Origin of the sequence: Nocardioides sp. NPDC047086, from assembly GCF_040643685.1 — a bacterium.
Classification (GTDB): Bacteria; Actinomycetota; Actinomycetes; order Propionibacteriales; family Nocardioidaceae; genus Nocardioides.
The window spans coordinates 1-19,395 of sequence record NZ_JBEYUV010000058.1; the positions used below are offsets into that span (position 1 = coordinate 1).

Genomic DNA, 19,395 nt, shown 5'->3' on the forward strand with positions numbered 1-19,395 from the left:
CTCAAGATCGCCGGGAAACGGATCCTGGCCGAGGTCGACCCGGCCCGGTTCGAGGACGCCGAAGCCAAGGTCCTCCTGGCCGAGGAGGAACGGGCCCAGCAGAGGACCGCGGTGCGGGTGTGGGACAACCACGACGGCACCATCGGGTTCGAGGGGGTTCTCCCGACTTCCATCGGGATGCGGTTCAAACGACTGGTCGAGGCCTACGCCCAACCCCGCAAACAGCAACTGGTCGCCAAGGGCAGCCCGTTGCCGCCGTGGGAACGACTCATGGGCCAGGGATTCTCGCGGTTGTTGGAGACCATCGACCCCGCCAGCCTGCCCCGCCACGGCGGTGACGCGACCACGATCAACGTAGTCATCAGCCTCGAGGAGCTCCGCAAGGACCTCGGGGTCGCCACCCTGGGCTATGACGAGACCAACGGGGCCACCATCACCGCGGCCGAGGCCCGGCGGATGGCCTGCAACGCCACCATCATCCCCTGGGTCCTCGGCGGTGACGGTGAGGTCCTCGACGCCGGTCGAGCCAGTCGGTTCTTCCAGCCGATCCAGCGCAAGGCACTCCGGCTGCAGCAGAAGTGCTGCCAGGCCGAGGGGTGTGACATGCCACCGGAGTGGTGCGATGCCCACCACCTCGACCCCTGGGCCGCCGGCGGGAAGACGGATCTGAAAGACGGCGCGCTGTTGTGTCCGCATCATCACCGGCTGGCGCACAACCCGGCCTACCTTCATGAGCGGCTACCGGACGGCAGCATCCGGTTCACCCGCCGCCCCTAGACCGGCAGGACACCGACCATTCCGCCAGTGCGCCGGCAACATGCGCCTTTCAGCTTCGGCCCTCGCCGCCGCTGCCTCTTACGCCACCCCCAGTCGGTGGGACTGCTCCGGGCCGACTCTGGGTCGGCGTCACTGTCCCACCCAGACTTCGTGAGTCGGCGTCAGTGTCTCGTTCGGGGCTTGGTGAGTCGGCGTCACCGTCCCGGCCTGGATTGGTTTGACCGGCGTAACTGCCCGGGGAGGCCAACGGGTCCGCCGCGGGGTGCCGACTGGTCTTCGAAGACCCTCCAAGACAGGGTCGGCGGCAAACATCAACCACGCATCATCGAGCCAATGATGCGGCTGGCCGACGCCGTACAACCAGCTCATCGCCGGCCAGCGGAGCGTTGAGACGGCTTGTTATGGATGCAACGAGGCGCGGAACGCTGCGGCGTGGAGCGCTGCCGACTCCGGCCACTCCCGGGCCGACAGATCGGGACGTCCGGCGGGCGGGTTGGCGGTGACTGCTTTCAACGTACGTTCCAGGTCCTCGATGGTGAGGGTGCCTTCGAAGAGGTGGAGCCAACCTTCGCCGACCTCTTCGGCCAGACGACGGTTGACGTCGTTGGCGGGGGCCAGGACCGGGGTGTCGAGGGAGAGGGCCAGCAGGAGGGCGCCGGAGTTGTGCATCGCCTTGTAGGGCAGCACCACCAGGGCGGCGGCGGTGATCTCGGCGGCCAGGGTGGCGTCATCGGCGTAGCTCAGGTCGGCGCTCACCCGGGCGTCGGCCGCAGCTGCGGCGCGGACCTGCTCGGCGAGGGTGGGATCGGAGGGGGAGCCGACGAGGCGTACGTCCAGGTCTGCCTCGGGGCTGTCGGCGACCGCTTCCAGGAGCTGCTCGACGCCCTTGTAGGGCTTGATCAGGCCGAAGTAGAGCACCCGCCTCGCGACAGGGTCGACGGGCTCGGGCAACGCCTCGATCACCGGCTCGAACCAGTCGCGGTAGTGGGCGTGGACGATCGTCGAGGTGGGGACGTCGAGCGGGGGAGCGGTCTGGTCGGTGAGCCGGATGACGTGCTGGGTACGGCGCTCGAGAGCGTCCAGGAGCCGGTGGTCCCAGCGGCTCAGGCCGTCGGGTCGGACGAGGTTGTGCCAGGTGCGTACGACCGGGGTCCGGGTGAGCCGAAGCCGGAGGACGAACGCGGTGGTGAGGAGGCGACGGGCGAGCCGGCGCAGCGGCGTACGTGCCGACGTCACCAGCAGCTCGGGCCAGTGCACGTGGAAGACGTCGTAGCGGCCCGCGACGGCCCGGGCCCAGCTGAACAGCAGCACCTCGGTGTCGTCGCGCCGCCCCAGGGTCTCGACGAGCTGAACGATGTAGGGGTTGGTCGTCGCGCGCAGCTCGCGGACCGACTCCAGGACCCGGACCGGCCGGTCGCGGCGTCCGTCGCGCAGCCCTCGCATGACCGCGAAGAGCGGCCGTACCGGGTGCAGCAGCTGGCGGCGGCCACCCCGCATCAGGATCTCGTACGCTGCCCCGACCGCCCTGCGACGCCAGGCTCGCTGCCGCTCCTGGCCGAGCCAGGTCCTCGCGAAGAGGGCGCGGTTGCGGATGTTGAAGTAGTAGTAGGCCGGCGACTTCGCGCGGGAACCCTCCGCGCGCTGGGTGCCGCCGCCCGAGTGGATCGCGGTGGCTTCCTCGACGACCGAGACCCGGCCGCCCAGCGCCTGGACCCGGGCACACAGGTCGACGTCCTCCCAGTAGAGGAAGTAGCGCTCGTCGAAGCCGGAGAGCCGTTCCCACAGCTCGCTCGTGACCGCGAAGCAGGCCCCGGTGACCCACGGCAGCAGCGTCTCCGCCCCGGCGTGCTTGCCGCGACGTCGCCAAGGACGCATCGCGCCGGTCTCCAGGTCGAGGTCGAGACCGGCGGAGGCGACCACGCCGTCGGGCCCGAGCACCCTCGGCCCGGCGAGCAGCAGCGGCTCGGCCTCGACGGCTGCCATGAGGCGTACGGCCGACTCGGCGTCGATCGTGGCGTCCGGGTTGAGGAAGAGCAGCACCTCGGCGCCCTCGGCCAGCGCGGCCGAGGCACCCAGGTTGCAGCCGGCGCCGAAGCCGGTGTTGGTGCCGGGGAAGACGCCGGTCCAGCCCTCGCGCTCGCACAGGGCCCGGACCGCGTCGCGATTGGCGTCGGTCGAGTGGTTGTCGACCACCACGATCCGGGCGGGCCGGAGTTCGGCGGCGACCTGGGTCGTGTGTCGCTCCAGCAGCGCGGGATCACCGAAGCTGACCACGACCACGGCAAGCCGGGAGAGGTCGCTCATGACGCGTCCAGCGCGCGCAGCTCACGCCACCACTTGCGCAGCGCGATGACCAGAGCGGCCGCGTTGCAGACGAAGACCATCAGGTAGGTCCACTGGAAGAGAACCCCGGAGCCGAGCAGCACGAACATCCAGCACTGCGCCCCGTAGTCCATCGGCAGCAGCGCCCACTTGCGCAGCGGATTCTCGTGGGCCCCCACCGGCGACCCGGGGGAGGCCGGGCGCAGCGTCGGCATCAGGATCAGCCCGAAGTACGTCACCACGGCAACCACCTCGAAGCCCAGCGGCACCAGCAGCCAGCCGTCGGTGGCCGGACCGAAGCGATACCAGGACACCAGCACCGCCAGATGCAGGCTCGCGGTCTTGAAGCAGTCGATGGTGTGGTCGAGCCACTCACCCGAGCGCGACCCGCCTCCGCGCAGCCGCGCGAGCTGCCCGTCGGAGGAGTCCAGCACGTAGCCCGCGGCCAGCAGCACCGCGACCAGGATCCCGGTCCACCAGTGCGGCTCGACCAGCGCGAGCACGGCCAGCCCGGCGGCCGAGAGCGTCGCGCTCACCGCCGTCACCTGGTTGGGGCTCGCCCCGAGGGTGTGCGCGGCCGCGGCGACGACCCGGCCGGCGGGCCGGTTGACGAGCCGCGAGTAGGCCGCGGTGTTGAGCGCCGGCTTCTGCGCCCGAGCCAGCGCGTCCAGATGTGCACGGAACCCGCTGGGGGCGCGTTCGGCGCCGGTGGCGGCCATGCTCGATCCTGCTTTGCTCAAACGTGGGGGAAGGACATCGAGACCCTAGATGACTCCCGCTCACTCCGGGTCGCCGCGGCCGTCCGATCCCCAGATCTGGGTAGGACTTTGTCAGGACCTTCGGCCCGGGCCCTCCCGGTGCCATACCGTTGCCCATCATGCGTTTGTTGGTCGCCCACCCGTCGCCGGACGTCTACGGTTCCGATCTTCAGCTGGTCGAGACGGTGCGTGGGCTGCACCAGGCGGGACAGCGGGTCAGCGTCGTCGTACCCGAGCACGGGCCGCTCCTCCCGCTGCTCGAGGCCGCCGGCGCGAGCGTCGAGGTGATGACGTTCCCGGTGCTGCGCAAGGCCTACCTCAGCCCCACCGGCCTGGTCCGGCTGCTGGTGGCACTGACGGTCTTCTGGGTCCGTGCGGCGCTGCTGTGGCGACGGGTCGGGCCGAGCCGGCTGCTGGTCAACACCGTGACGATCCCGTGGTGGATCGTCGTCGCGCGCGCGGCCCGCGTCCCGGTGGTCTGTCACGTGCACGAGGCCGAGGACGACCAGCCCAGGCCCGTACGCCTCGCCCTGACCGCTCCGCTCCTGCTGGCCACTCGCGTGGTGGCCAACTCGAAGGCGTCGCGCGATGTTCTCGTGCGCACGGTGAAGGCGCTGGCGCGGCGTACGACCGTGGTCTACAACGGGGTTCCGGGGCCGGAGTCCGTGGCGGCTGCGCGCACCCGGGCCCCGAACGGACCGCTGCGGCTGGTGCTGGTCGGTCGGCTCTCCCCGCGCAAGGGGACCGACGTGGCCCTCGAGGCGCTCGCCGAGGTACGCCGGCGGGGGATCGACGCACGGCTGCGGGTGTGCGGGTCGGTGTTCGCGGGCTACGAGTGGTTCGAGCAGGAGCTCCGCGACCGCGCCACCGCCGAAGACCTGGCCGGCAGCGTCGACTTCCTGGGCTACGTCGCTGAGCCCGCGGTCGAGCTCGAGCGGGCCGACGTCGTTCTGGTGCCCTCGCGCGTCGAGCCGTTCGGCAACGTCGCGGTCGAGGCACTGCTCGCCGAGCGGCCGCTGATCGCGAGCCGCGTGCAGGGTTTGGCCGAGATCGTGACCGACGCCGAGACCGGTCTCCTGGTGGCCCCCGGCGACGCGAACGACCTCGCCGACGCGATCCAGCGGCTCGCCGCCGACCCGGCCCTCGCCGCCGAGCTCGCCTCCGCCGGCCGCAAGGACGCCGAGGAGCGCTTCGGTGCCGAGCGCTACCGCGACCAGATCGCCGGCGAGGTCCTCGGGTGAGCGAGCGCGCCGGCGAACGAACCGTCGAGGAGCACACGGAACGCCACGGGCTCGGCAGGAGTGCTGCCCGCGGCGGGATGGTGGTGCTTGGTGGCCAGGGCGTACGCATCCTGGTCCAGGTCGCCTCGGTCGCGGTGCTCTCGCGGCTGCTCACGCCGCGCGACTACGGCCTGGTCGCGATGGTGCTGGCGGTCGTCGCGGTCGCCGAGATCTTCCGTGACTTCGGGCTCTCGACCGCCGCGGTCCAGGCGAAGACGCTCACCCGGGCGCAGCAGTCGAACCTGTGGTGGCTCAACACCGCCCTGGGTCTCGGCCTCGCGCTCCTCGCCGTCGCGGCCGCCCCGCTCATCGCCGCCCTCTACGACGAGCCGGCGCTGACCGCTCTGACCGCCGCGATGGCGGGGATGTTCGTCCTCAACGGCATGGCCGCGCAGTATCGCGCGGACCTCACCCGTCGGATGCTCTTCACCCGGCTCGCCGCCGCCTCCTGCCTGGCGCCGCTGCTGGCCCTGGCGGTCGCGGCGTACGCAGCGGCCAACGGTGCCGGCTACTGGGCCCTCGCCGTCCAGCAGCTCGTCCAGGCCGCTGTCGGCCTGGTGGCCGCCGGCGTGTTCGCCGGCTGGCTCCCCGGCCGCCCGCGACGCGGCGTCGAGATGAGTGGGTTCCTGCGTTTCGGCTGGTCGCTGGCGGGTACGCAGCTGATCAACTACGCCGCCAGCAACATCGACTCGGTCCTCATCGGCACCCGCCTGGGCGCCCACGAGCTGGGCACCTACAACCGCGCCTGGCAGCTGCTGATGAACCCACTGGTCCAGCTGCGCGGCCCCACCACGACGGTCGCGCTGCCGGTGCTGAGCCGGATCCGCGACAACCCGGCGCTGACCCAGCGGTTCGTGCAGCGCGGCCAGGTCGCGCTCGGCTACAGCCTGGGCGCCGGGCTCGGCCTGCTCGCCGGGGCGGCGGCACCGGTCTGCGCCCTCTTCCTCGGCCCGGGCTGGGACGTCGCCGGCATCTTCGCCCTGCTCGCCTGTGCGGGCCTGTTCCAGACGCTCGCCTACGTCGGCTACTGGGTCTATCTCGCCCACGGCCTGACCACCGAGCTGCGCCACTACACCCTGGTCGCATCGGCCCTGAAGGTCCTCTGCGTGCTCGTCGGAGTGCGCTACGGGGTCACCGGCGTCGCGGTCGGCTACGCGACCGCCCACCTGCTGGAGTGGCCGCTGTCGCTGTGGTGGATCTCCCGACGCACCCGACTCCGGGTCGGCCCGCTCTACCTCGGTGCCGCGCGCATCCTGCTGGTCGCCGGGGCGGTCGCCGCGGCGGCGTACGCCACCGCCCAGGCCCTCCACGGACAGCCACCCGGGGTGACGGTGCCGGTCTGTGTGGTGGCGGGAGCCGCGGCGTACGCGCTTCTTCTGCTCGTCCCGCCGATCCGCCGCGACGTGATGTCGCTCGTGGTCACGGTGCGCGGCGCGATCGGGCCCCGCCTGCCCGGGTAGGACCTCAGCCGCGGCTGAGTGCCACCGGGCGTCCGGTGTCGTCCCAGACGTTGCCGGAGTGGGTGACCTTCGTCGTGGACGGGTGGATGATCGCGCAGCCGTCGATGCGCTGGTCGCTGAGGAAGCGGTTGTCGCGGATCACCAGGCCGTCGACCGGGCCGCGGCCCTTCTCGGAGATGTTGACGGTGCAGCCGCCCCCGCCGAGGAGGTTGTCGCGGATCGTGACCCCGTCGACGTCGCGGATGCTCTGGGTGATCATGACGCCGGCGTTGTAGGCGCCGGTGAAGCGGTTGCCCGCGATCGTGATGTTGCCGCCACCGATGATCTGGATCGAGTCGTCATGGGAGGCGCCGCCGTCCTGGTACGGGTCGCTCTCGAAGTGGTAGTTGTCGTGAAACCAGTTGTCACGCACGATCACGTTGCTGCCGGTGATGTGGACCTGGTCGGTGACGTGGTGGATCTCGGAGCTCTGGAGCGTGAAGTCGTGGCCGACCACGCCGTTGACGCCCGGCGCGGCGTTCTCGGCCAACACCTCGACGTTGCTGACCAGCATTCCCGCGCCGTTGTCGTTGTTGTTGGAGATCCCGGCCGTCTCCGAGCTGGTCGGCACGATCACCTTGGTGTTGCGGATCGTCACGTTCGGCGCCTCGACGTTGATCCGGCCGTGCACCTCCAGCCCGTCGATGACCTTCCCGGGCGTCCTGATCACCAGGTCGCCACGGTGGACGCGCAGCTTCTTCTTCGGAGGTACGCCGGTGTCGCCCGACCCGGGGTGGTCCTGTGCCGGCGGTGAGCTCAGCGGATCGGCCTCGACCGGCGCAGACGAGCCCAGGCGGTCCCCGGAGCGGTTCGGCTCCGCCGCCTCGGTCGACCGCTTCTTCGGACCGGCCGACGGGCTGGGGATGCGCGTGGAGGAGGTGGAGGGGGAGACCGACGGAGACTGGGAGAGGGTCACCGGGCCACCGAAGTCGTCGGGCGGCAGCTCGCCGTAGTTCCTCTCGGCATGCGGCGCGCGATCCTCGGTGGAACCTGCGGTCAACGCGTAGGTCGAGCCCAGCGCGACCGCGGTGACGACCGCGGAGATGCCGAGGAGGATCGTGGACGGGACAGCCAAAGACGTACGCCTTCCTGTGGACTGTGCACCCTACTGACGTGGCGGGAGTCTGCACCACGCAGTTTGCGCGGGTTGGGCTCCCTGGTCCAACACATACCCGATTCTGGTGATGGGAAGGGCGTTTGACGGGCGGAAGAGCGTGGATGTCCGCGACACTGCCGTGTCGCGGCCGAGGGAGCCGCCTTGTGCAGGGATGGATGATGACGCGGATTCACGACAACTGGCGTCTGCTGGCGGCCGGGGTGGTCGCAGCTGTTCTCGGGGTGAGCAGCCTGGTCATGTCGGGAGGGGCGACGGCGGACACTGCGCCGGTCGACCCGGAGCTGCCGGAGACGGTCTCGGCCGACGTACTTCCGACGGTGCAGATCGACGGGGTCGCCTGGAAGCAGGTGATCGTCGGCGACACCGTCTATGTCGGAGGCAACTTCAGCTCCGCGCGGCCGGCGGGCGCCGCGGCCGGAACGAACGAGACCCCGCGCGCCAACCTGCTGGCCTACCGGCTCTCCACCGGTGAGCTGATCGGCAGCTTCGCGCCGACGCTCAACGGCCAGGTCAAGGACATGGCGCTCTCGCCCGACGAGTCCCTGCTCTACCTCGCCGGCAGCTTCACCCAGGTCAACGGGGTCAACCGCTACCGCGGCGCCGCGATCAACCTGGCCACGGGTGCACTGACCAGCTTCCGGCCTATCTTCAACTCGACCACCAATGCGGTCGCGGCGACCGCCGACACGGTCTTCTACGGCGGCGTGTTCACCTCCGCCGACAACACCGCGCGTACGAAGGTGGCCGCCGTCAGGTCCACCGACACCGGCACCCAGCTGCTGCCGATGAACCCGACCGTCTCCAACGGGTCGGTGCAGGACGTCGTGGTCTCACCCGACGGCGCCGACATCGTGATCGGCGGCAACTTCACCCGCGTCAACGGCGTCTCCAACCCGGGCTACGGCCTGGCGCGGATCAAGGTCGCCACCGGCGCCTCGATGTCGCTGCCGGTCAACTCCGAGGTTCGCAACGGTGGCGCCAACTCCGCGATCCTCGCCCTGGAGAGCGACGGCACCAGCTTCTACGGCACCGGCTACCACTTCGGCAGCGGCGGCAACGTCGAAGGCTCCTTCAAGGCGGACTGGGCCGCGGGCAAGCTGACCTGGCTCGAGGACTGCCACGGCGACACCTACTCGATCTGGCCGACGGCCGAGGTCGTCTACCAGGCCAGCCACAAGCACTACTGCGGCAACTCCGGTGGCTTCCCGGAGACGAGCCCGCGCAGCTTCCAGCACTCCACGGCGGTAACCCAGGCCGTACGCGGCACCAACACCCGCGACATCTACGGCTACCCCGACCACCCCGGCACCCCGCGCCCGGAGTTCCTGGAGTGGTACCCGAAGTGGACCCCTGGCACCTTCACCGGCTCCAACCAGGCGCCCTGGACCGTGACGGCCAACGACGACTACGTCGTCTACGGGGGCGAGTTCCTCAGGGTCGACGGGGTCGCCCAGCAGGGGCTGGTGCGCTTCGCCGTCAAGGACATCGCGCCCAACGAGGTCGGCCCGGGCCTGTCCGGCGCGGAGTTCGGGCTCACCGCGACCTCGCCCGCCGACGGCCAGGTGCGGCTGACCTGGCCCGGCAACGCCGACAAGGACAACGCGACCGTGACCTACAAGGTCTACCGCGGCTCGACCGGCGTCGCCCCGATCCACACGAAGGCCGTCACCGCGGCATTCTGGAAGCAGACCACGCAGAGCTTCCTCGACACCGCGCCGCCGCCAGGCACCAGCCAGCGCTACCGGGTCGTCGCCGAGGACGCCTTCGGCAACCAGTCGCCCACCGAGTGGGTCACCGTCGACGTCGCCGGCGAACCGGCGCCGCCGGAAGAGGGCATCGTCGCCGCGGACACCTTCGAGCGGGCCGAGGCGAGCGGCTGGGGCACGGCCGACACCGGCGGCACCTGGACCCGCTCCACCGGCACCGCGGGCAACTTCTCGGTCTCCGAGGGCCGCGGCCGGCACGCGGTCACCCCGGGCGGGACCACCGAGTCCCGGCTCGGCGACGTCTCGGCGACCGACGTCGACGCCACCGTCAGCGTCGGAGTCTCCCGGCTCCCCGACGCGGGCTACGTCTGGTCGATCCTCGGGGCCCGCGTCTCCGGCACCGACCATTACGCCTCCCGCCTCCGGTTCAACCCGGACGGCACCGTCGGCCTCCATCTCGTCCGCAGCGGCACCCCGGTCGTCGGCGCCAACGCCGTCCCCGGCCTGAGCGTCGCCCCCGGCGACCGGCTCAAGGTCCGACTCCAAGTCACCGGCACCGCCCCGGCGACCGTGCGCACCAAGGTGTGGCCGGCCGGCTCCGCGGAGCCGTCGGGGTGGACGTACGAGCTCACCGACTCGACCGCGGCCAACCAGGTCGCGGGCGGAGTGATGCTGCGCGGCTTCGGCTCCTCGACAATCGGCACCACGCCGGTCGTGGTGAGCTACGACGATCTGAAGGTGATCGAGCCGTAGGCCTCGGTTCGCGCCTACCCGATCTTGGGGAGTAGGCGCGCGGATCCCCCCTCGGGCGTCGGACTTGGGCTTGAATGCAACGTCTTTGAACAGATGTCCTTGTCCGACCCCGCCCGCGGAAGATCCCCCATGCTCAGTCAAGTCCCGCGTTCGAGGATGTACGTCGCGGCGACTGTCGCCGCCGTCGTCCTCGTGAGCGTCGCGGTCGCGCTCATCGTGCGCAGCTCCTCCGGTCCGGCCACCGCCGGGTCGGACTCGATGGTGGCCGCCGCACCCTCTCCTACGGCGACCCCGTCGCAGATCGAGTCCTCCTCGTCCTCAGACTCCGAGGACGATGACGCGGGGGAGTCGTCGAACGGCAACCGCGCGCTCGGTCTGAAGGCCGTAGCGACCACATCCCCGGGCGTGACCGCCCGGCTGGCCCGGATCGACTCCGTCCAGGCCACCGCGAGCCTGCCCGGTGAGATCGGTGGTCCGGCGCTCGCGATCACCGTGAAGGTGAAGAACCAGACCGGGAAGAAGCTCGACCTGGCGCTCGGTGTGGTCAACGCCTACTACGGTCCGGAGCGGACCCCCGCGGTGAGCGTCGCCTCCGACGGCGAGGTGCCGTTCCCGGCCTCCGTCGCCGACGGCGAGTCGGCCAAAGCTGTCTACGTCTTCCAGATCCCCGAGGAAGCCCGCCCCGTACGCGTCGAGCTCGATCTGGGCAACGGCGCCGACGTGGTGGTCTTCAAGGGCCGACCCCAGCGATAACCCTCCCCCCACGATGAGAGATGTGATGAAGCCGATCCTGGCTGTGCTGGTGCTCGTGGCAACGAGCCTGACCCTGGCGACCTCCGCGACCTCCGCGTCCGCGGACACCGCGCCGACCGATACCGACCTCCCGACGACGGTCGCCGCCGACGTACTTCCCACCGTCCAGATCGACGGCGTCGCCTGGAAGCAGGTGATCGTCGGTGACATCGTCTACGTGGGCGGCAGCTTCACCTCCGCCCGTCCGGCAGGTGCCGCGGCCGGCACCAGCGAGACGGCGCGGTCCAATATGCTGGCCTACCGGCTCTCGACCGGGAAGCTGATCACCACCTTCGCGCCGAAGTTCAACGGCCAGGTCAAGGACATGGCGCTCTCGCCCGACAAGAAGCTGCTCTACGTCGCGGGCGGTTTCACCCAGGTCGACGGCGTCAACCGCTACCGGGGTGCCGCGATCGACCTCGCGACCGGCAAGGCGACCAGCTTCCGGCCGATCTTCAACTCGACCACCAACGCGGTCGCGGCCACCTCCAGCGCGGTCTTCTACGGCGGCGTGTTCACTTCCGCCGACAACACGGCGCGGACGAAGGTGGCCGCGGTCAAGCCCAGCGACACCGGCACCGGCCTGCTGCCGATGAACCCGAAGGTCGCCGGCGGCAACGTCAACGACATCGTGGTCTCCTCCGACGGCACCAAGATCGTGATCGGCGGTGCGTTCACCAGCGTCAACGGCTCCTCGAAGCCGGGCTACGGCCTGGCCCGGCTCGAGGTCTCCTCGGGCAGCTCGCTGGCGCTGCCGGTCAACGACGAGGTCCGCAACGGCGGCACCGAGGCGGCGATCCTAGCCCTGGAGTCCGACGGCACCAGCTTCTACGGCACCGGCTACGACTACGGCAGCGGCGGCAACTCCGAGGGCACGTTCAAGGCCGACTGGGCCACCGGCAAGCTGACCTGGCTCGAAGACTGCCACGGCGACACCTACGGCGTCTGGCCCACCACGGACGTCGTCTACCACGCCAGTCACAAGCACGGCTGCGACACCTCCGGTGGCTTCCCGGAGACCAAGCCGCGGGCCTGGTACCACTCGACCGCCACCACCCAGGACGTACGCGGCACCAACATCGCCGACGACAAGTACGGCTACCCCGACCACCCCGGCACCCCGCGCCCGGAGTTCCTGGAGTGGTATCCCAAGTGGACCAACGGCACCTACACCAGCGCCAAGCAATCGACCTGGACCGTCACCGCCAACGCCAGCTATGTGCTGTACGGCGGCGAGTTCCTCAAGGTCAACGGCGTCGCCCAGCAGGGCCTGGTGCGGTTCGCAGTCAAGGACATCGCGCCCAACAAGGTCGGTCCGACGTTGAAGGGCGCCGCGTGGTCCCTGACCGGGTCCTCGCCGTCGGCGGGCAAGGCCACGCTGAAGTGGCCGGGCAACCCCGACAAGGACAACGCGACCGTCACCTACAAGCTCTACCGCGGCTCGATCGACTCCACGCCGATCAAGACCGTCAAGGTCACGGCCCCGTTCTGGAAGCACACCGCGATGACCTTCACCGACACCGGTCGCACCAGCGGCTCGGCGCAGAAGTACAAGATCGAGGCCGTCGACCCGCTCGGCAACATCTCCCGCTCCGACTGGGTGACGGTCACGATCAAGTGATCTGGGTCTGCATGCTCACCTATCGGCGCCCTGAGGGGTTGGCCGACGCGGTGGGCATGATCCGGGCCCAGCTGGATCTGGTCCCTGACGCGCGGCTGATCGTCGTCGACAACGACGAGCAGCCCAGCGCCGCCTCCGCGGTGGAGTCTGCGGCCGGGGGTGACGTACGGGTCCTCTATGTGCACGAGCCGACCCCCGGGATCGCCGCTGCACGCAACCGTGCCCTGACCGAGGCCGGCCCCGAAGCGGTCGTCGTCTTCATCGACGACGACGAGCAGCCTTCGGAGAAGTGGCTACCGAGCCTGCTCGCCTGTTGGGAGGAGACGGATGCGGCCGCCGTCGTCGGGCCGGTGGTCTCTCAGTTCGACCGGGCACTCGACCCCTGGATCGAGGCGGGCGGCTTCTTCCAGCGGCTGCGGCACACCACCGGGACCGTCGTTACCACCGCTGCGACCAACAACCTGCTGCTCGACATGGCGCGGGTCGGCGACCTCCGCTTCGACCTCGGCTTCGGCCTCTCGGGTGGCTCCGACACCGTCTTCACCCGCACTCTCTCCGCCGCCGGCGGGAAGATCGTGTGGTGCGACGAGGCCACCGTCCTCGATCTGGTTCCCGCCGACCGGGCGACCCGGGAATGGGTACGCGCCCGCGCCTCGCGCATCGGCAACTCCGACTCCCGGGTGCACGTCCACCTCGCCCCCTCGGGCCGCCGCCCGATCGCCCGGCTGCACGCCACCGCTCGCGGACTGGTCCGCGTCCTGGGTGGATCCGCCCGCCTCGCCCTCGGCCGCCTCACCGGCTCGCAGGCCCACCACGCCCGCGGAACCCGCACCCTTCTCCGCGGCCTCGGCATGCTCCGCGGAGCCTGGGGCTCCCACGTTTCCGAGTACGCCCGCTAGCCAGCCGACCCGGCGCGTCTGTCTCGCGGCAGAGCGCCCAGTCGGCGCTGATGTCCCGGATTGTGATGCCGACTCGGCGCGACTGTCCCATCTGCTGCGGGTCTCGTCGTCGGTTTGAGACTGTTGCGCCGAGTCGGCGCTATCTATCGGGACAGTTGCGCCGAGTGGGCGTTGGTCTGTGGGGCAGACGCGCCGAGTGGACGAGGGAGGTCGAAGATGCCGCGGACGCGGCCGATGACCAACCGGTCGAGGACCAGCGCGAGCAGGATCGCGGCGAGGGCCAGCAGGGGAACGGCGACCAGCCCGGTTCCCGGCGGCCAGTCGACCTCGCGGCCGGTGAGCAGGGCCGCGGCGGCGGTGATCGGGAAGGCGTGGACGACGTAGATCGGCAGCGTGCGGGTGCCGAGGTGGCGTACGAAGCCGAGCGCCGGGACCCGGGCGATCATCACCCCGAGGCCGCATCCTGCGGCCACCGCGAGCAGGCCCAGCATCGGCCGCACGAAGATGATCCGGTCGTCGGAGACGTAGAGGAAGAACCCCAAGACCAGGACGTACGTCACCCCCGCCCCGATCACGTGAGTTGCGCGCATCCTCGGCACGATCGAGCGCACCGCGGGTGCGGCGCGGGCGGCCAGCACGAAGAAGAACCAGTAGCGGAACGTCTTGTCCCAAGGGATGTCGCCAGTCGAGACCAGCCCGGCGGCGAAGACGGCGGAGACGATCAGCGCGGTCCCGACGACGAGCCACGCGGGGAGCCGGCGGGTCAGCCAGCCCACAAGCGTGAACAGGCACAGCGTGTAGAGGAACCAGAGGTAGACGTTGGGCTCGACCAGCACCCGGGCGATCGCCGCGAACCCGCCAGGCGGGGAGTGCGGCAGGAGTTCGCGGAAGATGCCGAGGAGCAGGCACCACAGGACGTAGAGGTAGATCAGGTTCAGGCAGCGGGTGCGTAGCACCTCTCGCAGCGGGCGGGCGAGCAGCGAGGGCGCGAGGAGGCCGGAGAGGAAGAAGAACAGCGGCATCCGGAACGTGTCGAGGGTGTAGGCCAGCCGTGACCAGGGGCCGGCGAGGCCGACCAGGTCGAGGTTGATCACGGCGTGGAAGAGCACCACCAGGATGATCGCCAGGCCGCGTGCGGAGTCGATCCAGGCTTCACGCACGCTGCGGACCTCCGGCGAGGTAGCGGCGGCGGGCGCGCTGGCCACGACGGCCGTGCCGCCGCGATGGTTTCGGCGGTGGCTTCCGCGTCGGTGGGGCCGTGTCGGCCTCCTTGCGCGGCAACAGGAACACCCCGAGCGCCAGCGCGAGCGGGGGCAGCGAGCTCATGATCGGGCCGAAGAAGAGGTTCCAGCCGAGCTGGAGGGCGAGGAAGATGCCGAGGGCGGCGCCGGTGCGGTGGGCCATGCTGCGGCCCAGATAGCTGGTGGCGAGCCAGAGCAGCCACCCCGCCAGCACCAGCCCGGCGAGACCGAACCAGATCCACAGGTCGCCGATGAGCGAGTGCACCTCGATCCGGGTGCCGAACATGTAGTGCTCGACGTAGCCGTTGTCGGGGTCATAGCCCAGACGGGACATGCCCTGCTTCGCGACCTGCATGTCGGTCGAGGTGGCCATGACGCCCGCGCCGTAGCCGAGTGGCTCGTGCAGCATCAGCGCGACCGCGGCGCCGATCTCGGGACGGCCGCCGAGGATGAGCGACCCGGCCGCCTGGGTCTGCTCCTCGGTGCGCTGCTGGGCCGACTGGCCGAGATAGCCGTCCAGCGCCGCCCCTTCGACCGCCCGATAGATCCCGAGCCCCAACGCGCCCACCAGCACCAGGGAGAGCAGCGCGGAGGTGGTCCGCTTCGCCGTCCTCGGCCGGTGCTGCCACAGCAGCAGCACCGCGGTCATGATCAAGAAGGCGCTCATCGACCTGGCCCCGGACAGCGCGGTGACCGCGGTGAGCGCCCCGAGCGCGACCATATCGGCCAAAAGCCGCTTCCGGGGACGCCGCCGGATGAGCATGCAGGCCCCCAGCAGCAACATCGTCGTCGGCATCGAGAACCCGAACCGCCACGGGTCCTCGGCGAACCTGGACCCCATCGTCGCGGTCATGAACGAGCCGAGGGCGTAGAGGCAGACCACGATCCCCGGCGAGAGCACCCGCTGCCCCCACAGCAGCGCCCCGGCACACATCGCGGCCGAGACGACCGGAACCAGCTCGAACAGCACGCCCGCCTCGGTCGGCGGGTGGGTCGCCGAGCGCCAGGTGGCGAGCGCCACCGCGGAGAAGAGGCAGGCCAGCAGGAGTACGCCGCCCAGGGCCGCACCGCGGTAGCGGCTCGCCTCCCTGATCCAGACCGGCGCCAGGGCCGCACCCATCAGCCCGCCCACGGTCAGGCCACGGACGAGGTCGAAGTCGGTGCCGGCCAGGAACGCGGCCGCCCCCGCCAGGAGAGCGGTCAGCACCTCCCAGCCGGTGCGCTCGGCGTGCCGGCTGCGCCCGGGGCGGACCCGGACCGCCGTCGCGACGGCCATGCTCAGCTCCCGGCGGCCGGGTAGCCCTGCTGGCGCGGTTCCCGGGGACGTACGAGACCGGCGAGGAGGCGGGCGAACCAGCCCTTCTCCGGCTGGCCGTAGTAGGTGTGCGCAGCGGTGTCGCGGACCTGGTTGGCGACGATGCCGAGGCAGCGGGCGTCGACGGTCTCGAGGCTGTCGATGGCCTCCAGCACCTGCGGGCGGTGGATCGTACGGCAGTTGGCGACCACCAGCGCACCGTCGGTGAGCCGGGACAGGATCGCGCCGTCGGCCACCGGGAGCAGCGGCGGGGAGTCGAGGATGACCACGTCGTAGCTCGCGAGCGCCTCCTCCAGCAGGTCGGCCATCCGCGGCGAGCCGATCAGCTGAGCAGGGTTGGGCGGGATCTCGCCCATGGTGAGCACGTGCAGGTTGGCGTCGCCCCAGACCTGGACGACGTCGTCGAGCTCGGCCTTCCCGATCAGCACGGTGGTCAGCCCGGCCGCACCCTCGATGCCGCAGTAGTCGGCAACGGCGGGACGGCGCATGTCGGCGTCGACCAGCAGCACGCGCTGGCCCTGCTCCGCGATCGCCAGGGCCAGGTTGATCGAGGTGGTCGACTTGCCCTCACCGCCGATCGAGGAGGTCACCACGATCGAGCGGACCGGGGAGGAGGCGTCGAGGAACTGCAGGTTGGTCTGCAGCCTGCGGTAGGCCTCCGCGGCAACGTTGTGCGGGTCGATGGCGGTCACCGCGCCACGTGAGCGCCGGCCGCGGCGCCGGGGGATCGCCCCCAGGAGCCCGACGTCGGCGAGCTGCTCGATCTCGGCCGCTGTCCGGACCCGGGTGTCGAGGAGCGCGCGGACCACCGCGATCGCGACGCCGAGCCCGAAGCCGCCGGCGAAACCGACCAGAGCGGCCAGCCGCGTACGCGGTGCGAACGCCTCCTGGGGCGGGTCGGCGCGGGCGACCACGGTGACCTCGACCGCGGACTTCTTGTTGGAGCTGGGGGAGAGGTTGGTGATCGTGGTGGTGAGCTCGTCGGCGACGGCGTTGGCGAGGTCGGAGGCGCCGGTGCTCGTGGTGGCCACGGCGTCGATCTCGATGATCACGGTGTCGAGCGGGTTCTCCGCGGTGATCTCCTCGGCCAGCGCCTTGGGTGTGGTGTCGAGGTCGAGGTCGTAGATGACCTGGTCGAGCACCACCGGCATCGTGGCCAGCTTGGCGTAGGACTGGACGATGTCCTGGGTGAACGTCGAGCCCTGGACCAGCTCCTGGGTTGTCGCGCCGCGCGCGATCGAGACGAAGACGGTGCTCTGCGCGCGGTACTGCGGCGGGCTCGCGTGCGCCTGCGCGAAGGCCGCGCCGGCGCCGATGATCGCGAGCGCCGCGACGATGTACCAGCGCTTTCGCAGGGCAGCGACATAGTCGCGCAGGTCCAACAGGTCACTCCATCCGATGTCTTTGCCAGGCTGCTCGTCCGTGACTCATCCGCCTTCGGGGCGGGTCCACGGGGCCATCGCACATCCTCGCCCGGTTGGGGGGATGACGGGCCGGGTGTTGGGCCCGTTCCCCCAAATGGGGGATTGATCTACCATCGGTTTCGGAAGCCGTAGGCCGACTGCGTAATGTCTGTCTGTCACGTTCGGGGGGTTGGCCGCGTGGATGTGAGGTCCCGCGATCGAGAATCGTCAGGCAACTGTTCGAAGGTAGGCAGGGATGGACACCGCGACGATCCTGGTCGTCTGCACCGGGAACGTACGACGTTCGCCGGCGATCGAGGCGATGCTCCGTGAGGGCGTCGGTCAGATCGGTGGGCTCGCCCGCTACGGCATCACGGTGATCTCGGCCGGCAGCGAGGCGCTCGAGGGCTACGACATGGACCCGATGATCGCCTCCGAGGTCGCCCTCGCCGGGGTCCGGCTGGCCCGGCACCAGGCCTACCCGCTCGACGTCGGCGACATCGAGAGCGCCGACCTGATCATCACCGCCGAACGCTCCCACCGCAGCGAGGTCGCCCGGCTGGTGCCCTCTGCGGTCAAGCGCACCTTCACGCTCGTCGAGATCGCCGCGCTCGGCGACCTGCTCGGACGAACGGCCCTGGGCGGCTCGGCGGGTTCGGAGGCGGATGCGGCCACCCGGCTGCGTACGCTCGTCCAGCTCGCGCCGCTGGAGAAGGCCCGGCGCCGGGTCCGGCGGCCGGCCGACGACGATCTCCTCGACCTGCGGAAGCGGTCCCCGCGCGAGGCGCGGCGGCTGGTGACCGAGGCCCGTGGCCACGTCGAGGCGCTGCTGCGGGTGCTCGAGCCGAGCCTGTCGCTGGTCGCCAAGCCCCAGCGTCCCGCCCCCGCCATCCCCTCGCCCGCGCCTTCGGTCGAGGCCACCCAGCCCCGGTCGTCGCACTCCACGCGGTCTGCGGGTTGACCGCAGCCGTTTGCTGTTGGCCCATTTGAAGTCAAGTTAGGGTTGCCTATATGAGCCGTCCCGCGAAGCCTGAGACCATCCTCGTCGTCACCGCCACCGAGCGCCTGAGTCCGACGATGATCCGGGTTAGCTTCCGCTCCGAGGACCTGAGCGCGTTCTCCTCGAGCGTCTTCACCGACCGCTACGTGAAGCTCGTCTTTTCCCAGGGCAACAGCCCGGAGGACGGCGCGGTGGTGCGCACCTACACCGCCCTCAACCCTTCGGTCGAGGACGGCACCCTCGACATCGACTTCGTCGTCCACGGCACCGAGGGGTACGCCGGCCCGTGGGCCGCCGCGGCCCAGCCCGGTGACACCCTCGCGGCTCGCGGCCCCGGCGGCGCCTACTCGCCCGACCCCGAGGCCGACTGGCACCTGATCGCCGGCGACGAGACCGCCCTGCCCGCCATCCGGGCCGCGCTGGCCGCCCTGCCCGCCGACGCCCGCGGCTACGCCGTCATCGATGTCCCGGCGCTCGGCCACGAGCAGCCCCTCGACCACCCCGAGGGCGTCGAGGTGACCTGGCTGGTCACTGGTGGTCACACCCACCACGCCGCCGAGGACGCCGAGGGCCACGAGCAGCCTCTGGTCACCGCCATCCGCGACCTGAAGTGGCTCGACGGCCGCGTCCACGCCTTCGTCCACGGCGAGGCCGCCGTCACCATGCACGGCATCCGCCCCTACCTTCTCAAGGAGCGCGGCGTCCCGAAGGCCGACGTCTCCATCTCCGGCTACTGGCGCCGCGGCCGCACCGAGGAGACCTTCCGCGAGTGGAAGCGCGAGCTCGCCGAGGCCGAGTCCGCCTGACCCGAGCAGCCACCCCCGCTGGTCGAGCCGCGAGGCCGCCTGCGGCCGAGCGTGTCGAGACCAACACGGTGCGATCTAGCGCAGACCTCACCGTGTTGGTCTCGAC

General features: G+C 70.8%; 15 protein-coding genes. 9 read left to right on the forward strand and 6 right to left on the reverse strand.

The window, feature by feature from the left end:
* Positions 1-777, forward strand: a 777-nt coding sequence (locus tag ABZ796_RS26140) for a DUF222 domain-containing protein (RefSeq protein WP_357340969.1), incomplete at its 5' end; no start/stop codon positions are given.
* A 399-nt stretch (positions 778-1,176) separates the two neighbouring features.
* Here ABZ796_RS26140 and ABZ796_RS26145 read toward each other — a convergent pair.
* The gene (locus ABZ796_RS26145; RefSeq protein ID WP_357340970.1) at positions 1,177-3,081 is read right to left on the reverse strand and encodes a glycosyltransferase; all 1,905 of its coding nucleotides are present in this window, start codon (positions 3,079-3,081) and stop codon (positions 1,177-1,179) included.
* Positions 3,078-3,818, reverse strand: coding sequence for a CDP-alcohol phosphatidyltransferase family protein (locus tag ABZ796_RS26150; RefSeq protein ID WP_357340971.1), 741 nt, complete (start codon positions 3,816-3,818; stop codon positions 3,078-3,080). The genes ABZ796_RS26145 and ABZ796_RS26150 overlap by 4 nt, the downstream gene beginning before the upstream one ends.
* A gap of 158 nt (positions 3,819-3,976) precedes the next feature.
* Here ABZ796_RS26150 and ABZ796_RS26155 point away from each other — a divergent pair, with 158 nt between their 5' ends.
* Together ABZ796_RS26155 and ABZ796_RS26160 are read left to right on the forward strand one after the other, a co-directional pair.
* Entirely contained in the window at positions 3,977-5,098 is a 1,122-nt protein-coding gene (locus ABZ796_RS26155) for a glycosyltransferase family 4 protein (protein WP_357340972.1), read from the forward strand.
* Positions 5,095-6,597, forward strand: a complete 1,503-nt coding sequence (locus ABZ796_RS26160; RefSeq protein WP_357340974.1) for a lipopolysaccharide biosynthesis protein — start codon at positions 5,095-5,097, stop codon at positions 6,595-6,597. The genes ABZ796_RS26155 and ABZ796_RS26160 overlap by 4 nt, the downstream gene beginning before the upstream one ends.
* 4 nt (positions 6,598-6,601) lie before the next feature.
* Here ABZ796_RS26160 and ABZ796_RS26165 read toward each other — a convergent pair whose 3' ends face one another.
* Positions 6,602-7,711, reverse strand: a complete 1,110-nt coding sequence (locus tag ABZ796_RS26165) for a right-handed parallel beta-helix repeat-containing protein (RefSeq protein WP_357340975.1) — start codon at positions 7,709-7,711, stop codon at positions 6,602-6,604.
* 200 nt (positions 7,712-7,911) lie between these two features.
* Here ABZ796_RS26165 and ABZ796_RS26170 point away from each other — a divergent pair, with 200 nt between their 5' ends.
* The 4 genes from ABZ796_RS26170 to ABZ796_RS26185 all read left to right on the forward strand — a co-directional run bounded on the left by ABZ796_RS26170 (position 7,912) and on the right by ABZ796_RS26185 (position 13,524).
* Positions 7,912-10,212 carry a hypothetical protein gene (locus tag ABZ796_RS26170; protein WP_357340976.1) on the forward strand — a complete coding sequence of 767 codons (2,301 nt, stop codon included), beginning with the start codon at positions 7,912-7,914 and terminating at the stop codon, positions 10,210-10,212.
* A 129-nt stretch (positions 10,213-10,341) separates the two neighbouring features.
* Positions 10,342-10,965 carry a hypothetical protein gene (locus ABZ796_RS26175; protein ID WP_357340977.1) on the forward strand — a complete coding sequence of 208 codons (624 nt, stop codon included), beginning with the start codon at positions 10,342-10,344 and terminating at the stop codon, positions 10,963-10,965.
* 25 nt (positions 10,966-10,990) lie between these two features.
* Positions 10,991-12,625 (forward strand): hypothetical protein, encoded by a 1,635-nt coding sequence (locus ABZ796_RS26180; protein ID WP_357340978.1) that lies wholly within the window; start codon positions 10,991-10,993, stop codon positions 12,623-12,625.
* Positions 12,626-12,636: 11 nt separating this feature from the next.
* Positions 12,637-13,524 carry a glycosyltransferase family A protein gene (locus tag ABZ796_RS26185; protein ID WP_357340980.1) on the forward strand — a complete coding sequence of 296 codons (888 nt, stop codon included), beginning with the start codon at positions 12,637-12,639 and terminating at the stop codon, positions 13,522-13,524.
* Between the two features lie 143 nt (positions 13,525-13,667).
* Here the strand turns inward: ABZ796_RS26185 and ABZ796_RS26190 are convergent, their stop codons facing one another.
* Genes ABZ796_RS26190 through ABZ796_RS26200 form a run of 3 tightly spaced genes read right to left on the reverse strand, consistent with a single transcriptional unit; the run spans position 13,668 to position 17,462 of the window.
* Positions 13,668-14,684, reverse strand: coding sequence for an acyltransferase family protein (locus ABZ796_RS26190; protein ID WP_357340981.1), 1,017 nt, complete (start codon positions 14,682-14,684; stop codon positions 13,668-13,670).
* Positions 14,677-16,041 carry a hypothetical protein gene (locus ABZ796_RS26195; protein ID WP_357340983.1) on the reverse strand — a complete coding sequence of 455 codons (1,365 nt, stop codon included), beginning with the start codon at positions 16,039-16,041 and terminating at the stop codon, positions 14,677-14,679. Before ABZ796_RS26195 ends, ABZ796_RS26190 begins: the two co-directional genes overlap by 8 nt.
* Before the next feature lie 2 nt (positions 16,042-16,043).
* A complete protein-coding gene (locus ABZ796_RS26200; RefSeq protein WP_357340985.1) occupies positions 16,044-17,462 on the reverse strand; it encodes a polysaccharide biosynthesis tyrosine autokinase in 1,419 nt (472 codons plus the stop codon).
* Positions 17,463-17,739: 277 nt separating this feature from the next.
* On the opposite strand from ABZ796_RS26200, the gene ABZ796_RS26205 reads away from it, so the two are divergent.
* Positions 17,740-18,444 (forward strand): hypothetical protein, encoded by a 705-nt coding sequence (locus ABZ796_RS26205; RefSeq protein WP_357340986.1) that lies wholly within the window; start codon positions 17,740-17,742, stop codon positions 18,442-18,444.
* Positions 18,445-18,494: 50 nt separating this feature from the next.
* The gene (locus ABZ796_RS26210; protein ID WP_357340987.1) at positions 18,495-19,289 is read left to right on the forward strand and encodes a siderophore-interacting protein; all 795 of its coding nucleotides are present in this window, start codon (positions 18,495-18,497) and stop codon (positions 19,287-19,289) included.
* Positions 19,290-19,395: the final 106 nt, after the last annotated feature.